Origin of the sequence: Nocardiopsis salina YIM 90010 (assembly GCF_000341025.1) — a bacterium.
GTDB lineage: Bacteria > Actinomycetota > Actinomycetes > Streptosporangiales > Streptosporangiaceae > Nocardiopsis > Nocardiopsis salina.
This window is the reverse complement of sequence record NZ_ANBF01000112.1, coordinates 1-15,753: the sequence shown is the minus strand read 5'-3', so window position 1 is coordinate 15,753 and position 15,753 is coordinate 1. Positions and strand designations below refer to the sequence as shown.

General features: G+C 69.8%; 9 protein-coding genes, 1 tRNA gene and 1 pseudogene. 6 read left to right on the top strand and 5 right to left on the bottom strand.

All coding sequences use genetic code 11. The features are described from left to right. From D474_RS0112225 to fxlM, 4 genes are all read right to left on the bottom strand, one after another. The coding region (locus tag D474_RS0112225; protein ID WP_026118420.1) for a hypothetical protein at positions 1-241 on the bottom strand (241 nt) is incomplete at its 3' end. Positions 242-960: 719 nt separating this feature from the next. Further along, complete coding sequence (locus tag D474_RS0112215; protein WP_017613848.1) at positions 961-1,488, bottom strand: GNAT family N-acetyltransferase; 528 nt, start codon at positions 1,486-1,488, stop codon at positions 961-963. Next, complete coding sequence (locus D474_RS28475) at positions 1,478-2,548, bottom strand: hypothetical protein (protein ID WP_193374002.1); 1,071 nt, start codon at positions 2,546-2,548, stop codon at positions 1,478-1,480. Before D474_RS28475 ends, D474_RS0112215 begins: the two co-directional genes overlap by 11 nt. Next, a complete protein-coding gene (gene fxlM, locus D474_RS28470; protein WP_083931797.1) occupies positions 2,545-3,795 on the bottom strand; it encodes a methyltransferase, FxLD system in 1,251 nt (416 codons plus the stop codon). The genes D474_RS28475 and fxlM overlap by 4 nt, the downstream gene beginning before the upstream one ends. A 532-nt stretch (positions 3,796-4,327) precedes the next feature. Between fxlM and D474_RS30985 the strand changes: the two genes are divergently transcribed. Then, positions 4,328-6,028 carry a recombinase family protein gene (locus D474_RS30985; RefSeq protein ID WP_026118418.1) on the top strand — a complete coding sequence of 567 codons (1,701 nt, stop codon included), beginning with the start codon at positions 4,328-4,330 and terminating at the stop codon, positions 6,026-6,028. Here the strand turns inward: D474_RS30985 and D474_RS0112195 are convergent. Then, positions 6,010-6,094 (bottom strand) — tRNA-Leu (locus D474_RS0112195). The genes D474_RS30985 and D474_RS0112195 overlap by 19 nt on opposite strands. A gap of 146 nt (positions 6,095-6,240) precedes the next feature. On the opposite strand from D474_RS0112195, the gene D474_RS0112190 reads away from it, so the two are divergent. The 5 genes and pseudogenes from D474_RS0112190 to D474_RS30425 all read left to right on the top strand — a co-directional run. Continuing rightward, positions 6,241-7,563 carry a M20/M25/M40 family metallo-hydrolase gene (locus D474_RS0112190; protein ID WP_017613845.1) on the top strand — a complete coding sequence of 441 codons (1,323 nt, stop codon included), beginning with the start codon at positions 6,241-6,243 and terminating at the stop codon, positions 7,561-7,563. Positions 7,564-9,027: 1,464 nt separating this feature from the next. Beyond that, positions 9,028-9,714, top strand: a complete 687-nt coding sequence (locus D474_RS0112180) for a chaplin family protein (protein ID WP_017613843.1) — start codon at positions 9,028-9,030, stop codon at positions 9,712-9,714. A 346-nt stretch (positions 9,715-10,060) separates the two neighbouring features. Then, positions 10,061-11,323, top strand: a complete 1,263-nt coding sequence (locus D474_RS0112175; protein WP_017613842.1) for a hypothetical protein — start codon at positions 10,061-10,063, stop codon at positions 11,321-11,323. A gap of 629 nt (positions 11,324-11,952) precedes the next feature. Next, positions 11,953-14,787: a type I DNA topoisomerase gene (gene topA, locus D474_RS0112170; RefSeq protein WP_017613841.1), complete on the top strand. Its 2,835-nt coding sequence runs from the start codon at positions 11,953-11,955 to the stop codon at positions 14,785-14,787. A gap of 232 nt (positions 14,788-15,019) precedes the next feature. Beyond that, a pseudogene (locus tag D474_RS30425) lies at positions 15,020-15,753 on the top strand (dTMP kinase); the annotation flags it as partial.

Sequence of the window (15,753 nt, the reverse complement as noted above, 5' to 3'; positions counted from 1 at the left end):
GGGGGGGGTCGGTCGGTTCCTCGGTGGGATCGACGATGATCTGCCACACCGGGTCCGCAGACCCGCGCTCGAGCGAGCACTCCAGCACGATGCCGCCGTCGAGCTCGACGGTCTCGCGCAGCTCGGTGCGCTTGCACTCGTCGCCAGCCTGTGTGGGTTCGTCGGCGAGAGCGGGGGTGGCGGTCAGCCCCAGGGCGAGCGCGGCGGTACCCGCAGCGGCCAGGATGGTTCGGATGGACACAGGTCTCTCCTGTGGGTTCGTCGGATCGGGGGAGTCCGGCGACCGGGGGCAGGGGCGTGCGGGGCGGCCGGCATGAGTTTGACGCGGGTGGGCGCGTTCGGGTGTACAGCTCGGCAGGTTTGTTCGCGCTTAGCGACAGTAATGCCCCATGGCCTTTCGGAAGTGTGCAGCTTTCGCCTCCGTCGAGCGGTTCACCATCGGAGAATCAGGCTCCGCGGCGTGATCCCCTGCCGACCTTGTTGCCGGTGTCGTAGGTGAAGGACGCGGTCTCCCTGTCAGAGGCCGTGGGCGTGGGTGCCGTTGAGGTTGTCGGTGACGATGTGCAGGTAGGAGAAGCCCACCCCGGCCTCGGTGGCGGCCTGGGCCATGTGTCCGAGCTCGGGATCGACCACGTCGGTGTCGGCGCGGTGGGTGTCCAGCCAGGTGCGGGTTTAGTCCATGACGCTGGCGAGGGTGGCGTGGCGGACCCCCGGGCGAACACTGGCTGGCGCCTGCCTGAGGTCGAGGAAACTGTTCCACGCCAGAGGTCGGTCGCGCAGGCGTGTGGTGGTTCCGGTGACCACGAGCGTGTTAGGTACGCACTGGTTGTGGCCTGGCCTGGGAGGAACGCCCCGTGCTCGGAAGGTTTCGAGGCGCCCCTTCTGCCATGCGCGGCAACCTCAACGGGCCTGAGGAGCCAGACCACGCGGTCAGCCTGCGGAAGGGAGGAGCGCCGGGTGTCAGCCCTCTTGGGGAAGGGGCACGTCGAGCTTCTGTGCATGCCGGGCCATCACGTGCAGTGTCCCGACTCGCACGGGGATGTCCCGCACGAGGTGGAACCCCTGCGCCTGGTAGTAGTCCCGTAGCCGGGGGTCGAGGCACCCGCGCCGTACCCACGTCCGCTCCTGCCGGGCAGCCCGGTCCACCGCCCAGTGCGCGATGACCGTGCCCGGTTTGAGGCTCCGGTAGTCAGGGTGGGTGACCGTGGAGAACAGGTACAACGCTGGCTCACGGCGCTCGGCCTCGGTCCAATCGCGCGCCGGGCCGTGATCGAGCACCGTCGTGCACCCGACCACTTCCCCGTCGCCGGTGGTCAGCACCCACACGGTGCCGTCCCCGCACTGCTCGGCGAGCAGGTCCACGCGCCGGCGTAAGGACGGCAACTCCCGCTGCTCCAGCCAGTCACAACGGGCGTGGATCATGCCGGCGACGCACGTGCGGTCCTCGGGCACAGCCAACCTGATCTCGAACAGCCGTTCACCTTTCACTGTGGAGCGCACGTTGCGGAGCCCATCCGTCCTGTGACAACTCCTGGAGCTCATGGCGTACCTGGTTGAGGATGTTCTCGGGGAGGGTGTTCGGCCCGAGCCCTGCCTCGGTACACACTTTCGCCAGACTCTCGTGTTGGGTTCCAGAGAGAGCAGCGCGTGCGTCATCCAGCAGATCCCGAGCCGCGTAGCCGTCCGTCGATGCGGTCTCCACCAGCCAGACCAGGAACTCGCCGACCACAGGCCGACCGCGGGCAAGGAGGCAAGGCATGGAGAGTCCGGCCCGAGTGGCGAACAGCGGCATGCTGAGGGTGCGGATGGTTTCGACCAGCTCTTCTGCTCCCTCCGCTTCCTGGTTGCAGCGGAGTCGCAGGATCAGCTGGACGCAGCATTCCCAGGGTTCTCGGATCTCGCTCTCGTCGACTAGCCTCAGCGCTTGTTCGGTCTCTCCGCCGGCGATGAGGGACAGGACGGTGACCTGACGCCCGTCGAACAACCTCTGCCCGACGCCGCCGAGCAGACGTGCCTGCTCGGCGGCGTCCTGCCATCGCCCCTGCGTAGCCAGCGCCCGCATCCCATCGCCCAGGTAGACGGCCCACGCCCATCGGTAGACCTCGACCCGTTCGCTCTCGGTCCGAGTGATCCGGTCCAAGGGCAGCACGCGGTCGTGGACCCGCACCGGTGTCCCCTCACGCAGGCCGCGCAGCAGTCTTTCCAAGATGTCCAAGGCGTGGTCGGGGCGCCCGGCCCGGATCTCGAGCCGGGCCAGGTTCACCACCGGTTCCAGCGCCCGGCAGGCGCGGTCGCGGGAGAGCGGGAGATCACCGAGATGGTGCTCGGCGTGCTCCCAACACCACGTGCGCGCCAGGTCCGGCATGTGGGCGTCCGAGGCGATCAGGGCTGCCCCGTTGAAGGCCCGTGCCAGTCCGTTTGCGGCTTCCTGGCCCTGACTCGTGCGTGCGAGCGCGGCGTCGCGCAGGATGCGTTCCACCCGTGTGCCGATCGGCTCGGCCGGCGGGCGCTTGCGTGGCACTAGGGGGAACCAGCGGTCCTGATTCACCGGGCGGGCTCCCAGGTGACGAGGAGGGTGGAGTGCTTCCGGTGCAGTACCCGGCGCGTGAGCGTGGGCGCGTCACTCTCCCGTGCGTAGGACAGCGTGAACGTGAGCTGGTCGTGGCGGTGGGGGGCCCATTCGCGGGCAAGGTCAGCCATGTCTTCGGCCAAGGGTTGGGAGGCGGGGCCGTGGGCGATGACACCGAGTTCGTGGCGGCTGTTGCCCATGGGGTCGGGGCGCATGGTCAGGTAGGCCAGTCCGCGTTCATCGATCGGTACTGCGGCCATGTCGCCCCACGGCAGGCCGGGGGAGACCAGGCCGGTGTCGATGGCGGTGCGCTGGACGGGCATGCGCGAGAGGCGGTTGGGCAGGTGCGTGGCCAGCCAGAGCCAGAGGGTGTCCAGCGGCTGGCCCTTGCCGAAGGTGACGCCGCTCCACACGGCCTTGGAGGGCTCGGCGAGGACGCCGCGCACCTGTTCGGGGTAGATGCTCTGATCCTGGTTGGCTTGCACCTGGACTGTCGCGTCCTCGTCCGCGGCTAGGACCGTGCGTCGGTCGTCGCCGACACTGTCGCGTAGGGGCATGAACGTGCACAGTGCACTGTCCACCGAAGTCCAGTGGTCGCCATTGGCCTCGAAAACGATGGAGCGGCTCACGTCCCCGGCGATGCGGATCGGGATGATCAACCGCCCGCCCGGCGCCAGCTGGTCAACCCACGCCCGGGGCACGTCGTGGGAGCCGACCGTGGCGACGATGCGGTCGTAGGGGGCGTCGCCGGGATGGCCGAGGGCGCCGTCGCCGAGCACGGCCTCGACGTTGGTCGCGCCGTGCTCCTTCAGGCGGGCTCGCGCCTCTTCGACGAGGTCGGTGTCGACGTCGATGGTGGTGACCGATCCGTTCGGGCCGGTCAGGTGGCCGAGCAGGGCGGCGTTGTATCCGGTGCCGGCGCCGAGCTCGAGCACGCGCATGCCGGGTTCGATGGCAGCCTGCTCCAGCATCATGGCCACGATGCCGGGTTGGGATCCGCAGCTGATCGAGTTGCCGGTCTCGTCGTATTTGATGTGCACCGGCGCGTTGGTGTAGGCCTCCTCGACCGTCGCGTGGGGCAGAAAGGCATGCCGGGGCACGGTGCGGAAGGCGTCCTCCACCTGTGGGCTTCGGATGGACCCCGCCTCGCGCAGTTGCTCGACCAGGCGTGCGTGCAGCGGCTCGGTCTCTGAGGTGGGGGTGGTGGTCGGGGTGTGGTCGGTCATGAGTCCCTCGTGTGCGGTGGGCCGGAGCATCGATCCTGGAGTCTCGACGTGAGGATTTCGCGAGGGTACGACGTTCTCGACGACACGAGGCGAGCGGTGCGCTAGGGATGGGCTCTCAGCCGGACAGGACGGAGGCCTCGAGATCCAGGCGCCCTGGCCGTGACGTTGCCGCCCCGGTCGGGATGGAACCGCCGCCCCAGTGGTGCGAGTACCGGCGGCATCGGCAGGACCCGATGGGAGGTGCCGTGATCAAGCAGTGCGCCGCAGACGGCATGCCGCGGCAACGCTCTTACCTCCCGGTGAGGATGCCATGACCTCAAGGCGAAAAACGTGCTCTGACCAGCTGAAACGTTGTGATCCTGGTCGTGGTGGCCCCTACCCTGATGAGGGCAAGCGCCGCGAATCGGGCGCCGAACCCGTGCGTGTAGAGCTCCCGTCAGAGTCTCCCCAACTGACTCCCGAGGCTGCCCGCGCGCTACTCACGATCATTCGCAAAGCGTACGCACGACGAACAGGAAGCTGAGGGGTGGCCATGACGCTCGAGCCACAACAGTTCGCCTTTCTAGGGCGCGTCTCCACGGAAGACCACCAAGACCCAGAAGCCTCCCGAAACTGGCAGCGCCAGCGGGCCCTTAGCCTCATCGAACCGCGCAACGGGGCTATCGTCGCTGAGTATTTCGACATCGACCACTCGCGCTCGGTCCCCCCGCAACGACGTCCCGAAGCCAGTCGGCTTCTGGAACTGCTCGCAGACCCCAACCGCGGGTTCGACGCGGTGGTCGTCGGTGAGCCCCAGCGCGCCTTCTACGGCAACCAGTTCGCCATGACCTTCCCGATGTTCGAGCACTACGGCGTCCAGTTGTGGGTCCCTGAGATCGGTGGGGCGATCGACCCCGCCAACGAAGCCCACGAACTGATCATGTCGATGTACGGCGGCATCTCCAAGGGAGAGCGCACACGGATCAAGACGCGAGTGCGTGCCGCCATGGCCGCCATGGCGCAACTGGAAGGGCGTTTCCTCGGCGGTCGCCCGCCCTATGGCTACAAGCTCGCCGATGCCGGCCCGCACCCCAACCCGTCCAAGGCCGCCGACGGCAAGCGACTCCACAAGCTGGTGCCCGACCCGCAAACCGAGGGGACCGTTCGCCGGATCTTCGCCGAGTTTCTGTCCGGTCTGGGCATCTTCGCCATCGCCGAAGGGCTGACCCGCGATGGCATCCCTTCGCCGTCGGCCCATGACCGCAAGCGCAACCCACACCGCGAGGGGGTCGCCTGGGCCAAGGGAGCGGTGCGCGCGATCCTGAAGAACCCCCGCTACACCGGCCACCAGGTCTGGGCCAAGCAGCGCAAGGACGAGGTGCTGCTGGACGTCAACGACATCCAGCTCGGCCACCAGACCAAACTGCGCTGGAACAGCGACGACGAATGGGTGTGGTCGGACCGTCCCGTCCATGAGCCGCTCGTCAGCCGGGAGGAGTTCGGCCAGGTTCAGACGCTGTTGGGCTCGCGCGGGCGCACGCGGGGTGGGGAGCACAAGGTGCACCGCACCCGTCATCCGTACCTGTTCCGAGGAGTCGTCGTGTGCTGCCTGTGCGATCGCAGGATGCAGGGGCATTGGACCAACGACGAACCGTACTACCGGTGCCGCTACCCGCAGGAATATGCCCTAGCCAACAGGGTGCATCACCCGCGCAACGTCTACCTACGCGAACGCGACCTAGTCCCGGCTCTGGATGAGTGGATCGCCGCGGAGTTCGCCCCCGGCAAGCTCGCAGTGACCCTGGACACGCTCGCCAGCGCTCAACAGGAACAGCAGACCAGCCACACTCGTGAGATCGCCCGGCTGCACGAGTCGATTGCCGAATGCGATCGCAAACTCGCCCAACACCGCGCCGCACTGGAAGCAGGCGCCGATCCGACGTTGGTGACCGAATGGATGAAAGAGACCCAGGCCCAACGCTCGGCTGCCAAGGTCAAGCTCGACCGCAGCGGGCAGACATCAGGCCGGATGAGTAAGGACGACATCATGAACATCGTTGAAGCGCTCGGCAATATCGCCGATGTTCTCCACCACGCCGACCCCCGCGACAAGGCCGAGGTCTACGAGGGGCTTGGCCTGCGGCTGCGCTACCAACCTGCACACAACACTGTGCGGGCCGAGGTGAACCTCGACCCGCACCGCAGTCTCAACCACCCATATGGGGAAATGGTTCGTGTCCGAGGGGGGACTTGAACCCCCATGCCCTTAACGGGCACTAGCACCTCAAGCTAGCGCGTCTACCTATTCCGCCACCCGGACGTGGTTTGTTCCGGGGCTCTCGCTCCGGACACCTCAACCATAGCAAAGCCGCGAGGGTGCCCGAACCATGTTTTCCGGGCGGCGGTCCGCGTGGCAGTGTTCTGTGGGAAAGCAGGGCACAAGGTGCGGACGGACGGAGTGCAGAGATGGCCGAACCCGGTAAGGACCTGAGCGCGGCGGAGGCCGAGGTCACCGACCTCTGCCGGGAGCTCATCGAGATCGACACCTCCAACTACGGCGACCACTCGGGCCCCGGCGAGCGCAAGGCCGCCGAGTACGTCGCGGGCCGTCTCGACGAGGTCGGCGTGGAATCGCAGATCCACGAGAAGCACCCCGGGCGCAGCAACCTCGTGGCACGCATCACGGGTGAGGACTCCGGCCGTCCGCCGCTGCTGATCCAGGGCCACCTCGACGTGGTCCCCGCGGCCGCCGACGACTGGACCCACCACCCCTTCGCCGGCGAGGTCGCCGACGGGTGCGTATGGGGTCGGGGCGCGGTCGACATGAAGAACATGAACGCGATGGTCCTGGCGATGCTGCGCCAGCGCCTGCGCGAGGGCCGCCGTCCCCCGCGCGACATCGTGCTCGCGTTCGTGGCCGACGAGGAGGCGGGCGGTACCTGGGGCGCCCAGTACCTGGTCAACGAGCACCCGGAGCTCTTCGCCGACTGCGACGCCGCGATCAGCGAGGTCGGCGGGTTCTCCGTGACGATGGAGGAGAACCGCCGCCTGTACCTCGTGGAGACCGCCGAGAAGGGCATCGCGTGGATGAAGCTCACCGCGCGCGGCACGGCGGGCCACGGGTCGATGACCAACCGGGACAACGCGGTGACCGAGCTCGCGGCGGCGGTCGCGCGCCTGGGCGAGCACGAGTTCCCAGTACACCTCACCCCCACGGTGCGCACGTTCCTGGAGGAGGTGTGCGAGGAGTTCGGGATCCCCTTCGACGAGCGCGACGTCGAGGGCACGGTCGCCCGCCTGGGACCGATCGCGAAGATGATCGGTGCGACGCTGCGCAACACCGTCAACCCGACCGTGCTGGGTGGCGGGTACAAGGCCAACGTCATCCCGGGTGAGGCGACCGCCCAGGTCGACGGCCGGTTCCTACCGGGCACCGAGGAGGAGTACTTCGCCAAGCTCGACGAGCTGCTCGGCCCGAAGGTGAGCCGTGAGTTCATCCAGCACCTACCCGCCGTGGAGACCTCGTTCGACGGCGGCCTGGTCAGTGCGATGTCGGAGTCGTTGCTGGCGGAGGACCCGGGCGCCAAGGCCGTGCCGTACTGCCTCTCGGGCGGCACCGACTCCAAGAGCTTCCACCGCCTGGGGATTCGCAACTACGGCTTCTCTCCGCTGAAGCTCCCGCCCGAGCTCGACTTCGCCGGGATGTTCCACGGCGTCGACGAGCGGGTGCCCGTGGACGGCCTCCAGTTCGGTGTGCGTGTACTCGACCGGTTCGTCGGCATGAGCTGAGCCGTCCGCCTCGGGGCAGCTTGCCCCGATACGCCCACCGGCCGGGCCGAGATCTTCTCGGTCCGGCCTGGTAATCCCGTGCGCAGTCACGGAACGTGATGCTACGGTTGCATCGAGTTCAAGGGGTTGGAGCTCCTCTCACCACCGGAACAGGTGTGTGCGGACGGCCCGACCCCGCCGTGCGACCGCGGCGGTGCCGCCATTCGGGACCGTCCAGCAGCAGCGAGGAAAGGGGCATCCATGGTGCTCGTGGGCAAGGGGTGGCCGGTCACGACCGGTCGCGCTGCCCGCAGCTCCCACGCTCTGGCCCGCTTGCTGCTCCTGTCCGGCATCGTCGCCGTCGCGTGGCTGGCCGGGGGCATCGGTGTCGCCCACAGTGACACCGCCTCCGAGTCCGAAGGGCTCGTCGACAATGTCCTGGAGCTCGACGAAACCGCCGAGCAGGCAGGACAGGAGGCCGGTGACGAGGTCCGGGACTCCCGGATCTCCGACACAGCCTCGCAGGCCGCGGAGACCACCGGCCAGGTTGCCGAGACCACCGGCGAGGTCACCGAGGGGACCGCCTCCCGGGCGGCCTCCCTTCCCGCGGACACGCTGGAGGAGACCGGCGTCGCCGAATCCCTCGAGGGCACCGCGGAGGTGAACGGGTCCCTGGAGGACTCCGGAGTCTCGGAAGCCCTCGAGGACACCAACGCCGAGGCCGGCCGGGTCGTCGACGAGACCTCCCAGGCCGTCGACGGCACCGCCCGCGGCGCGGGTGAGCTGGTCACCGGCCTGGCCCGCACCGGACAGGGCGCCATGGACTCCACCGACAGCTCTCTGCGGGGCGAGACCGCCCTGGTCGACACCGTCACCGAGGGGCTGACCGATTCGGCCCGCTCCGTCGGTGTGTCCGTCGACGGCGACGACACCACCGCCGACGAGGCACGCACCACCGACGACGACGGCGAACGCTCCACGGGGCCGGAGAGCAACGGGCGCGGCGACGAGCGGGGCGAGAAGGCTCCCGCGTCGGAGAACGCCGCNAGGCCGCGGCCGCCGAGGCCGCCGGCCACGCCTCCTCCGACGAGGACGACGAGGCGGAGCGGATCCGCCTCATCGCCGGTGGTGGCCAGCATTCTGCGGGGACGGACTCCACCGGCGCCTCCGCGCCGAGCTTCCCCGCGCCCGGCGCCGCCGGGTTCCTCACCGCCCGGGCCGATCACCTGGCTCCCCGGGCGCTGCGGGTCGTCATGCCCGGGGACCCCGACATCGTGGTCCGCGACGCTGCCGACGACCCGTCGTACTCCCCTGACTAGCCGCGTTCTTCCTCGACCGCGGCCGGTCAGTGCGCCTGCGCACAGTCGCCCCGCCCTCTGCGGCGGGTAGCGCCCCCAGTCCCGGCCCCAGCGCCCGGGTCACGCCCGTCCGCGGTCGAACGAGTGGCTCCAGTCAACTCTTCTCTCGCTGACCTAAGGACATGCGATGACCCATGAAACCCACGCCCGCATCGCCGCTCTGGTGGCTGCCGGCTTCCTGATGACCTCCGGGGGCGCTGCCTTCGCGGACACCGCCACGAGCGGGAACGGATCGATCGGCGGCGGCAACCAGGTGGGCGCCGACGTCGACGCCCCCGTCAACCTCTGCGGCAACGCGGTCGGCCTGCTCGGTGTGGCCGGCGCGAACTGCACCGATTCCGAAGCCTCCGTCGAGGACGGCTCCGAGGACGAGGGCACGGACGGCCGCGAGGAGGACGAGGACGCCTCCAGCACCGAGGCCCCGCAGCCGCCCGAGGAGCCCGCCCCGGACGAGGAGGACCCGGGTGAGGTCGACCCGGGCCCGGACGAGGACGGTGAGGTGCCCGCAGACCCCGCCGACCCCGGGGACGGCGGGGAGAACCCGGGCGAGGGCGGCACCGACAACGGTGAGGAGCCCGCCGAGTCCGACGACGAGATGCGCGTCCCCGGTGAGACCGCAGAGGAGCAGCAGGCGCCCGGGGCAGAGGAGCAGCGTGAGGCCGAGCCCGTCACCGACGCCTCCCCGGCGGGTACGGAGCTGGCCGACACCGGTACCGAGCGCGGCCCGCTGGTCGGCCTGATCGCCGCCGCCGTGGGTGCGGTCGCCGTCGGTGCCGGCCTGGTCTTCGGGCTGCGCCGCCGCACCGGAGCCTGATCGGCCTCCCGGGCCGCCGCCGCGCGGCCCGGGGGTTGACGCGAGTCCCGCAGCACGGGTCAGAAGCCATGTTCGCGGGGTTCACGTCAGCCGCCGCCCCGGAAGGGGCGGGGTTGATCGGACAGGGCGCGGGCGCCGGGCCACCTCCAGTGGACACCGGTCGCGGCGCGCTCCTCGACCCGGCAGACACGCACCGCCCAGGTGCGCGGCCGACCGGATGCTCCCCGGCCGGACCGGGGCGCCGTTCCCCAGCCAGGGGCAACGGACGGCCCGGGTCCGGCGGCACAACCTTCTCAGCACAGCAACAGCAGAACGAACATCCCGAACTCTCGAAAGGAAGTCCCACATGCGTCAGTGGGCCAGCACATCCGCCAAGTCCCTGCTCCTGGCGGCCGGCTTCGTCGCCCTGGGCAGCGGGGTGGCCTTCGCCGACAGCGGGGCCGCGACCTCCGGGAACGGCTCGCTCGCGGGCGGCAACCAGGCCGTGGTCAACGGCGACGTCCCGGTCAACCTGTCCGGCAACGCGGTCGGTGCGGTCGGCGGGATCGCCGGCGCGAACGCGACGGACACCGGGGCCGGGGTCAAGGACCACGGTGACAGCGACATCCACTCCTCCGGCAACGGCTCGGTGCTGGGCGGGAACCAGCTGGTGGGCGACCTGGACGTTCCGGTGAACGCGACCGGCAACGCGGTCGGCGCCCTGGGCGGCGCCGCGGGCGCCAACGCCACGGACACCGGAGCCGGCGTCGAGCACCAGTCCGCTCCCACCGAGCACCAGTCCGCGCCGAGCGACGTCTCCGCCACGGACGTGCTCGATGAGGCCGCCGAGAACGCGGAGCTGCTGCCCGCCGCGGACACCTCCGGGGTGGACGCCGGCGTGCTCCAGCAGTCCGCGCCGAAGGGTGGCCATGACCACTCGATCGCCACGTCCGGGAACGGTTCGCTGCTGGGCGGCAACCAGGCCGTGGTCGACGGCGACGTCCCGGTCAACCTGTCCGGCAACGCCATCAGCGCCCTGGGCGTCTCCGGTGCGAACGCGACGGACACCGGGGCCGGGGTCAAGGACCACCACAACGACGTGCGTTCGTCGGGCAACGGCTCGGTGCTGGGCGGGAACCAGCTGGTGGGTGACCTGGACGTTCCGGTGAACGCCACGGGCAACGGCATCGGTGTCCTGGGCGCGGCCGGAGCGAACGCGACCGACACCGGAGCCGGCGTCGAGCACCAGAGCGCGACCGAGGAGCAGTCCGCGCTGGAGGGCCTGCCGGTCGTGGACGAGCTGCCCGAGGTCCCGGTCTCCGAGCAGCTGCCGGTCGACCACGAGCTGGAGGAGACGCAGGAGCCGGCGGCCGAGGAGACCCCGCTCGACGAGGCCCCCGCCGAGGAGGCCCCGCTCGACGAGGCCCCCGCCGAGGAGGCCCCGGTCGAGGAGGCGCCGGTCGAGGAGGCGCCTGCCGAGGAGGCGCCGGTCGAGGAGGCGCCTGCCGAGGAGACCCCGCTGGAGGAGGCCCCCGAGATGCTCGAGGGCGCCGAGCTGCCCGAGGCCCCTGCGGCCGAGCAGGGCAACCCGGTTGATGCCCTGCTGGGCGCCACGGGCCTGGGCCTGTAGGTCCGGATCCGCGCACGCCCCACTCGGGGCCGTGAGCGTGGCAGGTCCCGGTGTGCAGGCCGGGACCGTGGGAGCGCGAAGGTGTCCCGCCTCCGTCTGAGTCACGGAGGTCGCGGTGGACCGCGGGAGACCTGAGGCACTCCACCACGGGAGCGGCCCCGTCGAGGGTGGTCGCCTCCGCACCCCTGCTCGCAGATGTCGCGGTGGACCGCGGGGGAGCGGGGTGACCTCCACTCGAGAAAAGGCGTGGAACACAGTCGAGTCCTCCCGGGAATATCCGGGAGGACTCGCCGCATTTCGGTAGCGGGCAGAGCGAGCGTCGACAAGTGTGAGCGAAATCACCTTGATGTGGCGTTCCGGGTGCTCGACAGAGGCGGTGGAAGGGCTGAGGCCCCCACCGCCATCGGCGCTGTTCGGGGTTACGGGCCGGTACCGGTGCCTCGAACGCTTATTCTGCGGGTGCCGGTGGGGTCCGGGCGACCGTGGCGAGACGTCTCCCGTGCGCACGGGGCACGCCCCGGAGTCCCACCGACGGGGGAGGGCCCGGTATTCGGTTACTGTCGGTTCCCACGGAACACCGGCGGACCACAGCCGAACAGATCAGGTAAGGCTAGACGTAGGGGAACAGCGTGCCAGCCACGAAGGGCAGCGCCGGCAAGAACGGCTCCAAGGACAGCGGACGTCAGGGCGAGGGCACCGCGCTCGTCATCGTCGAGTCCCCCGCCAAGGCGAAGACCATCGCCGGCTATCTGGGTCGCGGCTACGTCGTGGAGTCCAGCATCGGTCACATCCGTGACCTGCCGACCAAGGCCGCAGAGATCCCGGCCAAGTACAAGGGTCAGGCCTGGGCGCGCCTCGGTGTGGACGTCGACGGCGACTTCGAGCCGCTCTACGTCGTCAACACCGACAAGAAGGCGCACGTCAAGAAGCTCAAAGAGCTCATGGCCGATGCCGACGAGCTCCTGCTGGCAACAGATGAGGACCGCGAGGGCGAGGCGATCGCCTGGCACCTGCGCGAGGAGCTCAAGCCGAAGATCCCCGTCCGCCGCATGGTCTTCAACGAGATCACCGCGGACGCGATCCGCCGCGCCGCCGACAACACCCGCGAACTCAACACGCGTCTGGTCAGTGCACAGGAGACGCGTCGGATCCTCGACCGCCTCTACGGCTACGAGGTCTCACCGGTGCTGTGGAAGAAGGTCATGCCGAAGCTCTCGGCGGGCCGCGTGCAGTCGGTGGCGACCCGCCTGGTGGTGGAGCGCGAGCGCGAGCGCATCGCCTTCACCTCCGCCGACTACTGGGACCTCAAGGCGGTCTTCGACGCCACCGGTTCCGGCGCCTCCGACGGCCCCGCGACCTTCCCCGCCACCCTGCTGTCGGTGGACGGACGCCGGGTGGCCGTGGGCCGCGACTTCACGCCGCAGGGTGCGCTGCGCTCCGACCGCGACGTGCACCACTTGGACGAGGAGGCCGCCCGCGGGCTCGCCGCGCGCCTGGACGGGGCCGGGTTCGCGGTCAGTTCGGTCGAGCGCAAGCCCTACCGCCGCTCGCCCTACGCACCGTTCCGTACCACGACCCTGCAGCAGGAGGCCTCCCGCAAGCTCGGACTGTCCTCCAAGCAGACGATGCAGGTCGCCCAGCGCCTGTACGAGAACGGTTACATCACCTACATGCGTACCGACAGCACGACGCTGTCGGAGAACGCAGTCAAGGCCGCGCGCGATCAGGTGCGACGCCTGTACGGCGGGGACTACCTGCCGGACAAGCCCCGGGTGTACGCGAAGAAGGTCAAGAACGCCCAGGAGGCGCACGAGGCCATCCGCCCGGCGGGCGACACGTTCCGCACGCCCGCCGAGGCCGGCCTCAACGGTCCCGAGGGGCGCCTGTACGAGCTCATCTGGAAGCGCACCGTCGCCTCGCAGATGAAGGACGCCGTCGGCGAGTCCGTCACGGTCCGTATCGAGGGCACCTCCAGTGCCGGTGAGACCGCCCAGTTCACCGCGACCGGCAAGGTCATCACCTTCCACGGGTTCCTCAAGGCCTATGTGGAGGGTTCCGACGATCCGGCCGCAGACCTCGACGACCGCGAGCGCCGCCTGCCCTCGATGGAGGAGGGCGCACCGCTCAAGGCCGAGAGCCTGGAGGCGGAGGGCCACTCCACCCGCCCGCCGGCGCGCTACACCGAGGCGACACTGGTCAAGGAGCTGGAGGAGCGGGAGATCGGCCGCCCCTCCACCTACGCCTCGATCATCGGCACGATCCTCGACCGCGGGTACGTGTTCAAGAAGGGCACGGCCCTGGTGCCCTCGTTCCTGGCGTTCGCCGTGGTGCAGCTGCTGGAGCGCCACTTCGGCAGCCTGGTGGACTACGAGTTCACCGCCCGCCTGGAGGACGTGCTCGACGACATCGCCCGGGGCGACGCGCAGAGCCTGCCGTGGCTGCGCCGTTTCTACTTCGGCGGCGAGACCTCCGGGGGCGAGTCCGAGGTCGGGCTGAAGGACCTCGTCGGTGACCAACTCGCCGACATCGACCCGAAGGAAATCAGTTCCGTGCCCGTACCGGGCACCGACATCCTGCTGCGGGTCGGGCGTTACGGCCCCTACCTGGACCGCGACGGCGAACGGGTCAACGTGCCCGAGGACCTCGCGCCCGACGAGCTCACCCAGGAGAAGGCCGAGGAGCTGTTCGCCCAGCCCAGCGGCGACCGCGAGCTCGGCACCGACCCCGAGACCGGGCGTGCGGTCGTGGCCAAGACCGGCCGTTTCGGCCCCTACGTCACCGAGGTGCTGGAGGAGCCGGCCGAGGGCGAGACCAAGCCCAAGGGCAAGGCCAAGGTCAAGCCGCGCACGAGCTCCCTGTTCAAAGGCATGGACCTGGACACCGTCACGCTCGAGGACGCCCTGCGCCTGCTGTCGCTGCCCCGCGTGGTCGGCGAGGTCGACGGCGAGGAGGTGACCGCCCAGAACGGCCGCTTCGGCCCCTACCTGAAGAAGGGAACCGACAGCCGTTCCCTGGAGACCGAGGAGCAGATCTTCTCGATCACCCCGGAGCAGGCCAAGGAGCTCTTCGACAAGCCCAAGCAGCGCGGCCGCCGCGCCGCCGCCCCGCCGCTGCGCGAGCTCGGCGAGGACCCGGCCTCCGGTGCGAAGATGGTCGTCAAGGACGGCCGTTTCGGGCCCTACGTCACCGACGGAGAGATCAACGCTTCCCTGCGCAAGGGCGACGAGGTCGAGTCCCTGAGCGACCTGCGCGCCGCCGAACTGCTCGCCGAGCGCCGCGCAAAGGCCCCTGCCAAGAAGAAGGCCCCGGCCAAGAAGACCGCGGCGAAGAAGAGCACCACCACCACGAAGAAGGCCTCCACCACGAAGAAGGCCTCGACCACCAAGAAGTCGACGGCCAAGAAGCCGGCCGCGAAGAAGACCGGGGAACCCGAGAGCGGCTCGAAGGGGTCCGAGGACGCCTGATCCGGCCACCGGTACGCACATGCACGGTCCGTCCTTGCGGGGGCGGGCCGTGCCGTGTCCGAGATCCCCTCGTGACGATCGTGAACTGTGCGTGTTGCCGCGCCGTACTAGTCTGGGTGAGGCGGACGGGAAAGCTGAAACGTAAGCGAAGCCCGTCAATGCCCACCGAAATACTTCGCGCGGGTCGATCGGCCCGCGGTTCCCTCTCCCCTCATCGATAATCGTGAGCGCTATGAGCAGATCTGCACCCTTGGGAGCGCCGTCCGAGGCGCGCAACGTCCTGGCGATCACATCCTTCCGCAGGCTGTGGATCTCGCTTTCCCTCTCCAGCTTGGGTGACTGGCTGAGCCTGCTGGCGCTGATGTCGCTCGCGGTGATCTTCACGGCCGACGCCGCGCCCCTGGCGGGCCATCTCGCCGTGGCCGCGGTCGTGGCGATCAAGCTCGNAAGCCCCCCCGCCGCTGGACCATGGTCGGCGCCGATGTCGTGCGCGGGCTGCTCTACGTGTCCATCCCGGTCGTGGGCCTGCTGTGGCCCGGGTTCGCGCTGCAGTGGCTGTTCATGGCGAGTCTGCTCGCCGAGGTCGTCGCCCTGTTGTGGACCCCGGCCAAGGACTCCACGGTCCCCAGCCTCGTGCCGCGCCGCCAGCTCGCCGAGGCCAACCGCCTCACCCTGCTGGCCGGGTACATGACCGCACCGGTGGCCGCGCTCCTCTTCGCGGCCCTGGCCTCGGTCAGCAACATCCTGGGTGCGCTCGTACCGTCGTTGGCCAACCCCGAGGCCGACATCGCGCTGTACCTCAACGGCCTCACGTTCTTCGTCGCCGCGATCGTGGTGGCGACGCTGCCGATCCCCAAGCACAACCCCGGTCTCTCGGCGGCGAGCCCCAACCGGGACGGAGCAGTGCTGTCCTCGGTCCTGACAGGCCCCCGCCACGTCGGCAGTTTCCCGCTGGGCCGCGGTCTG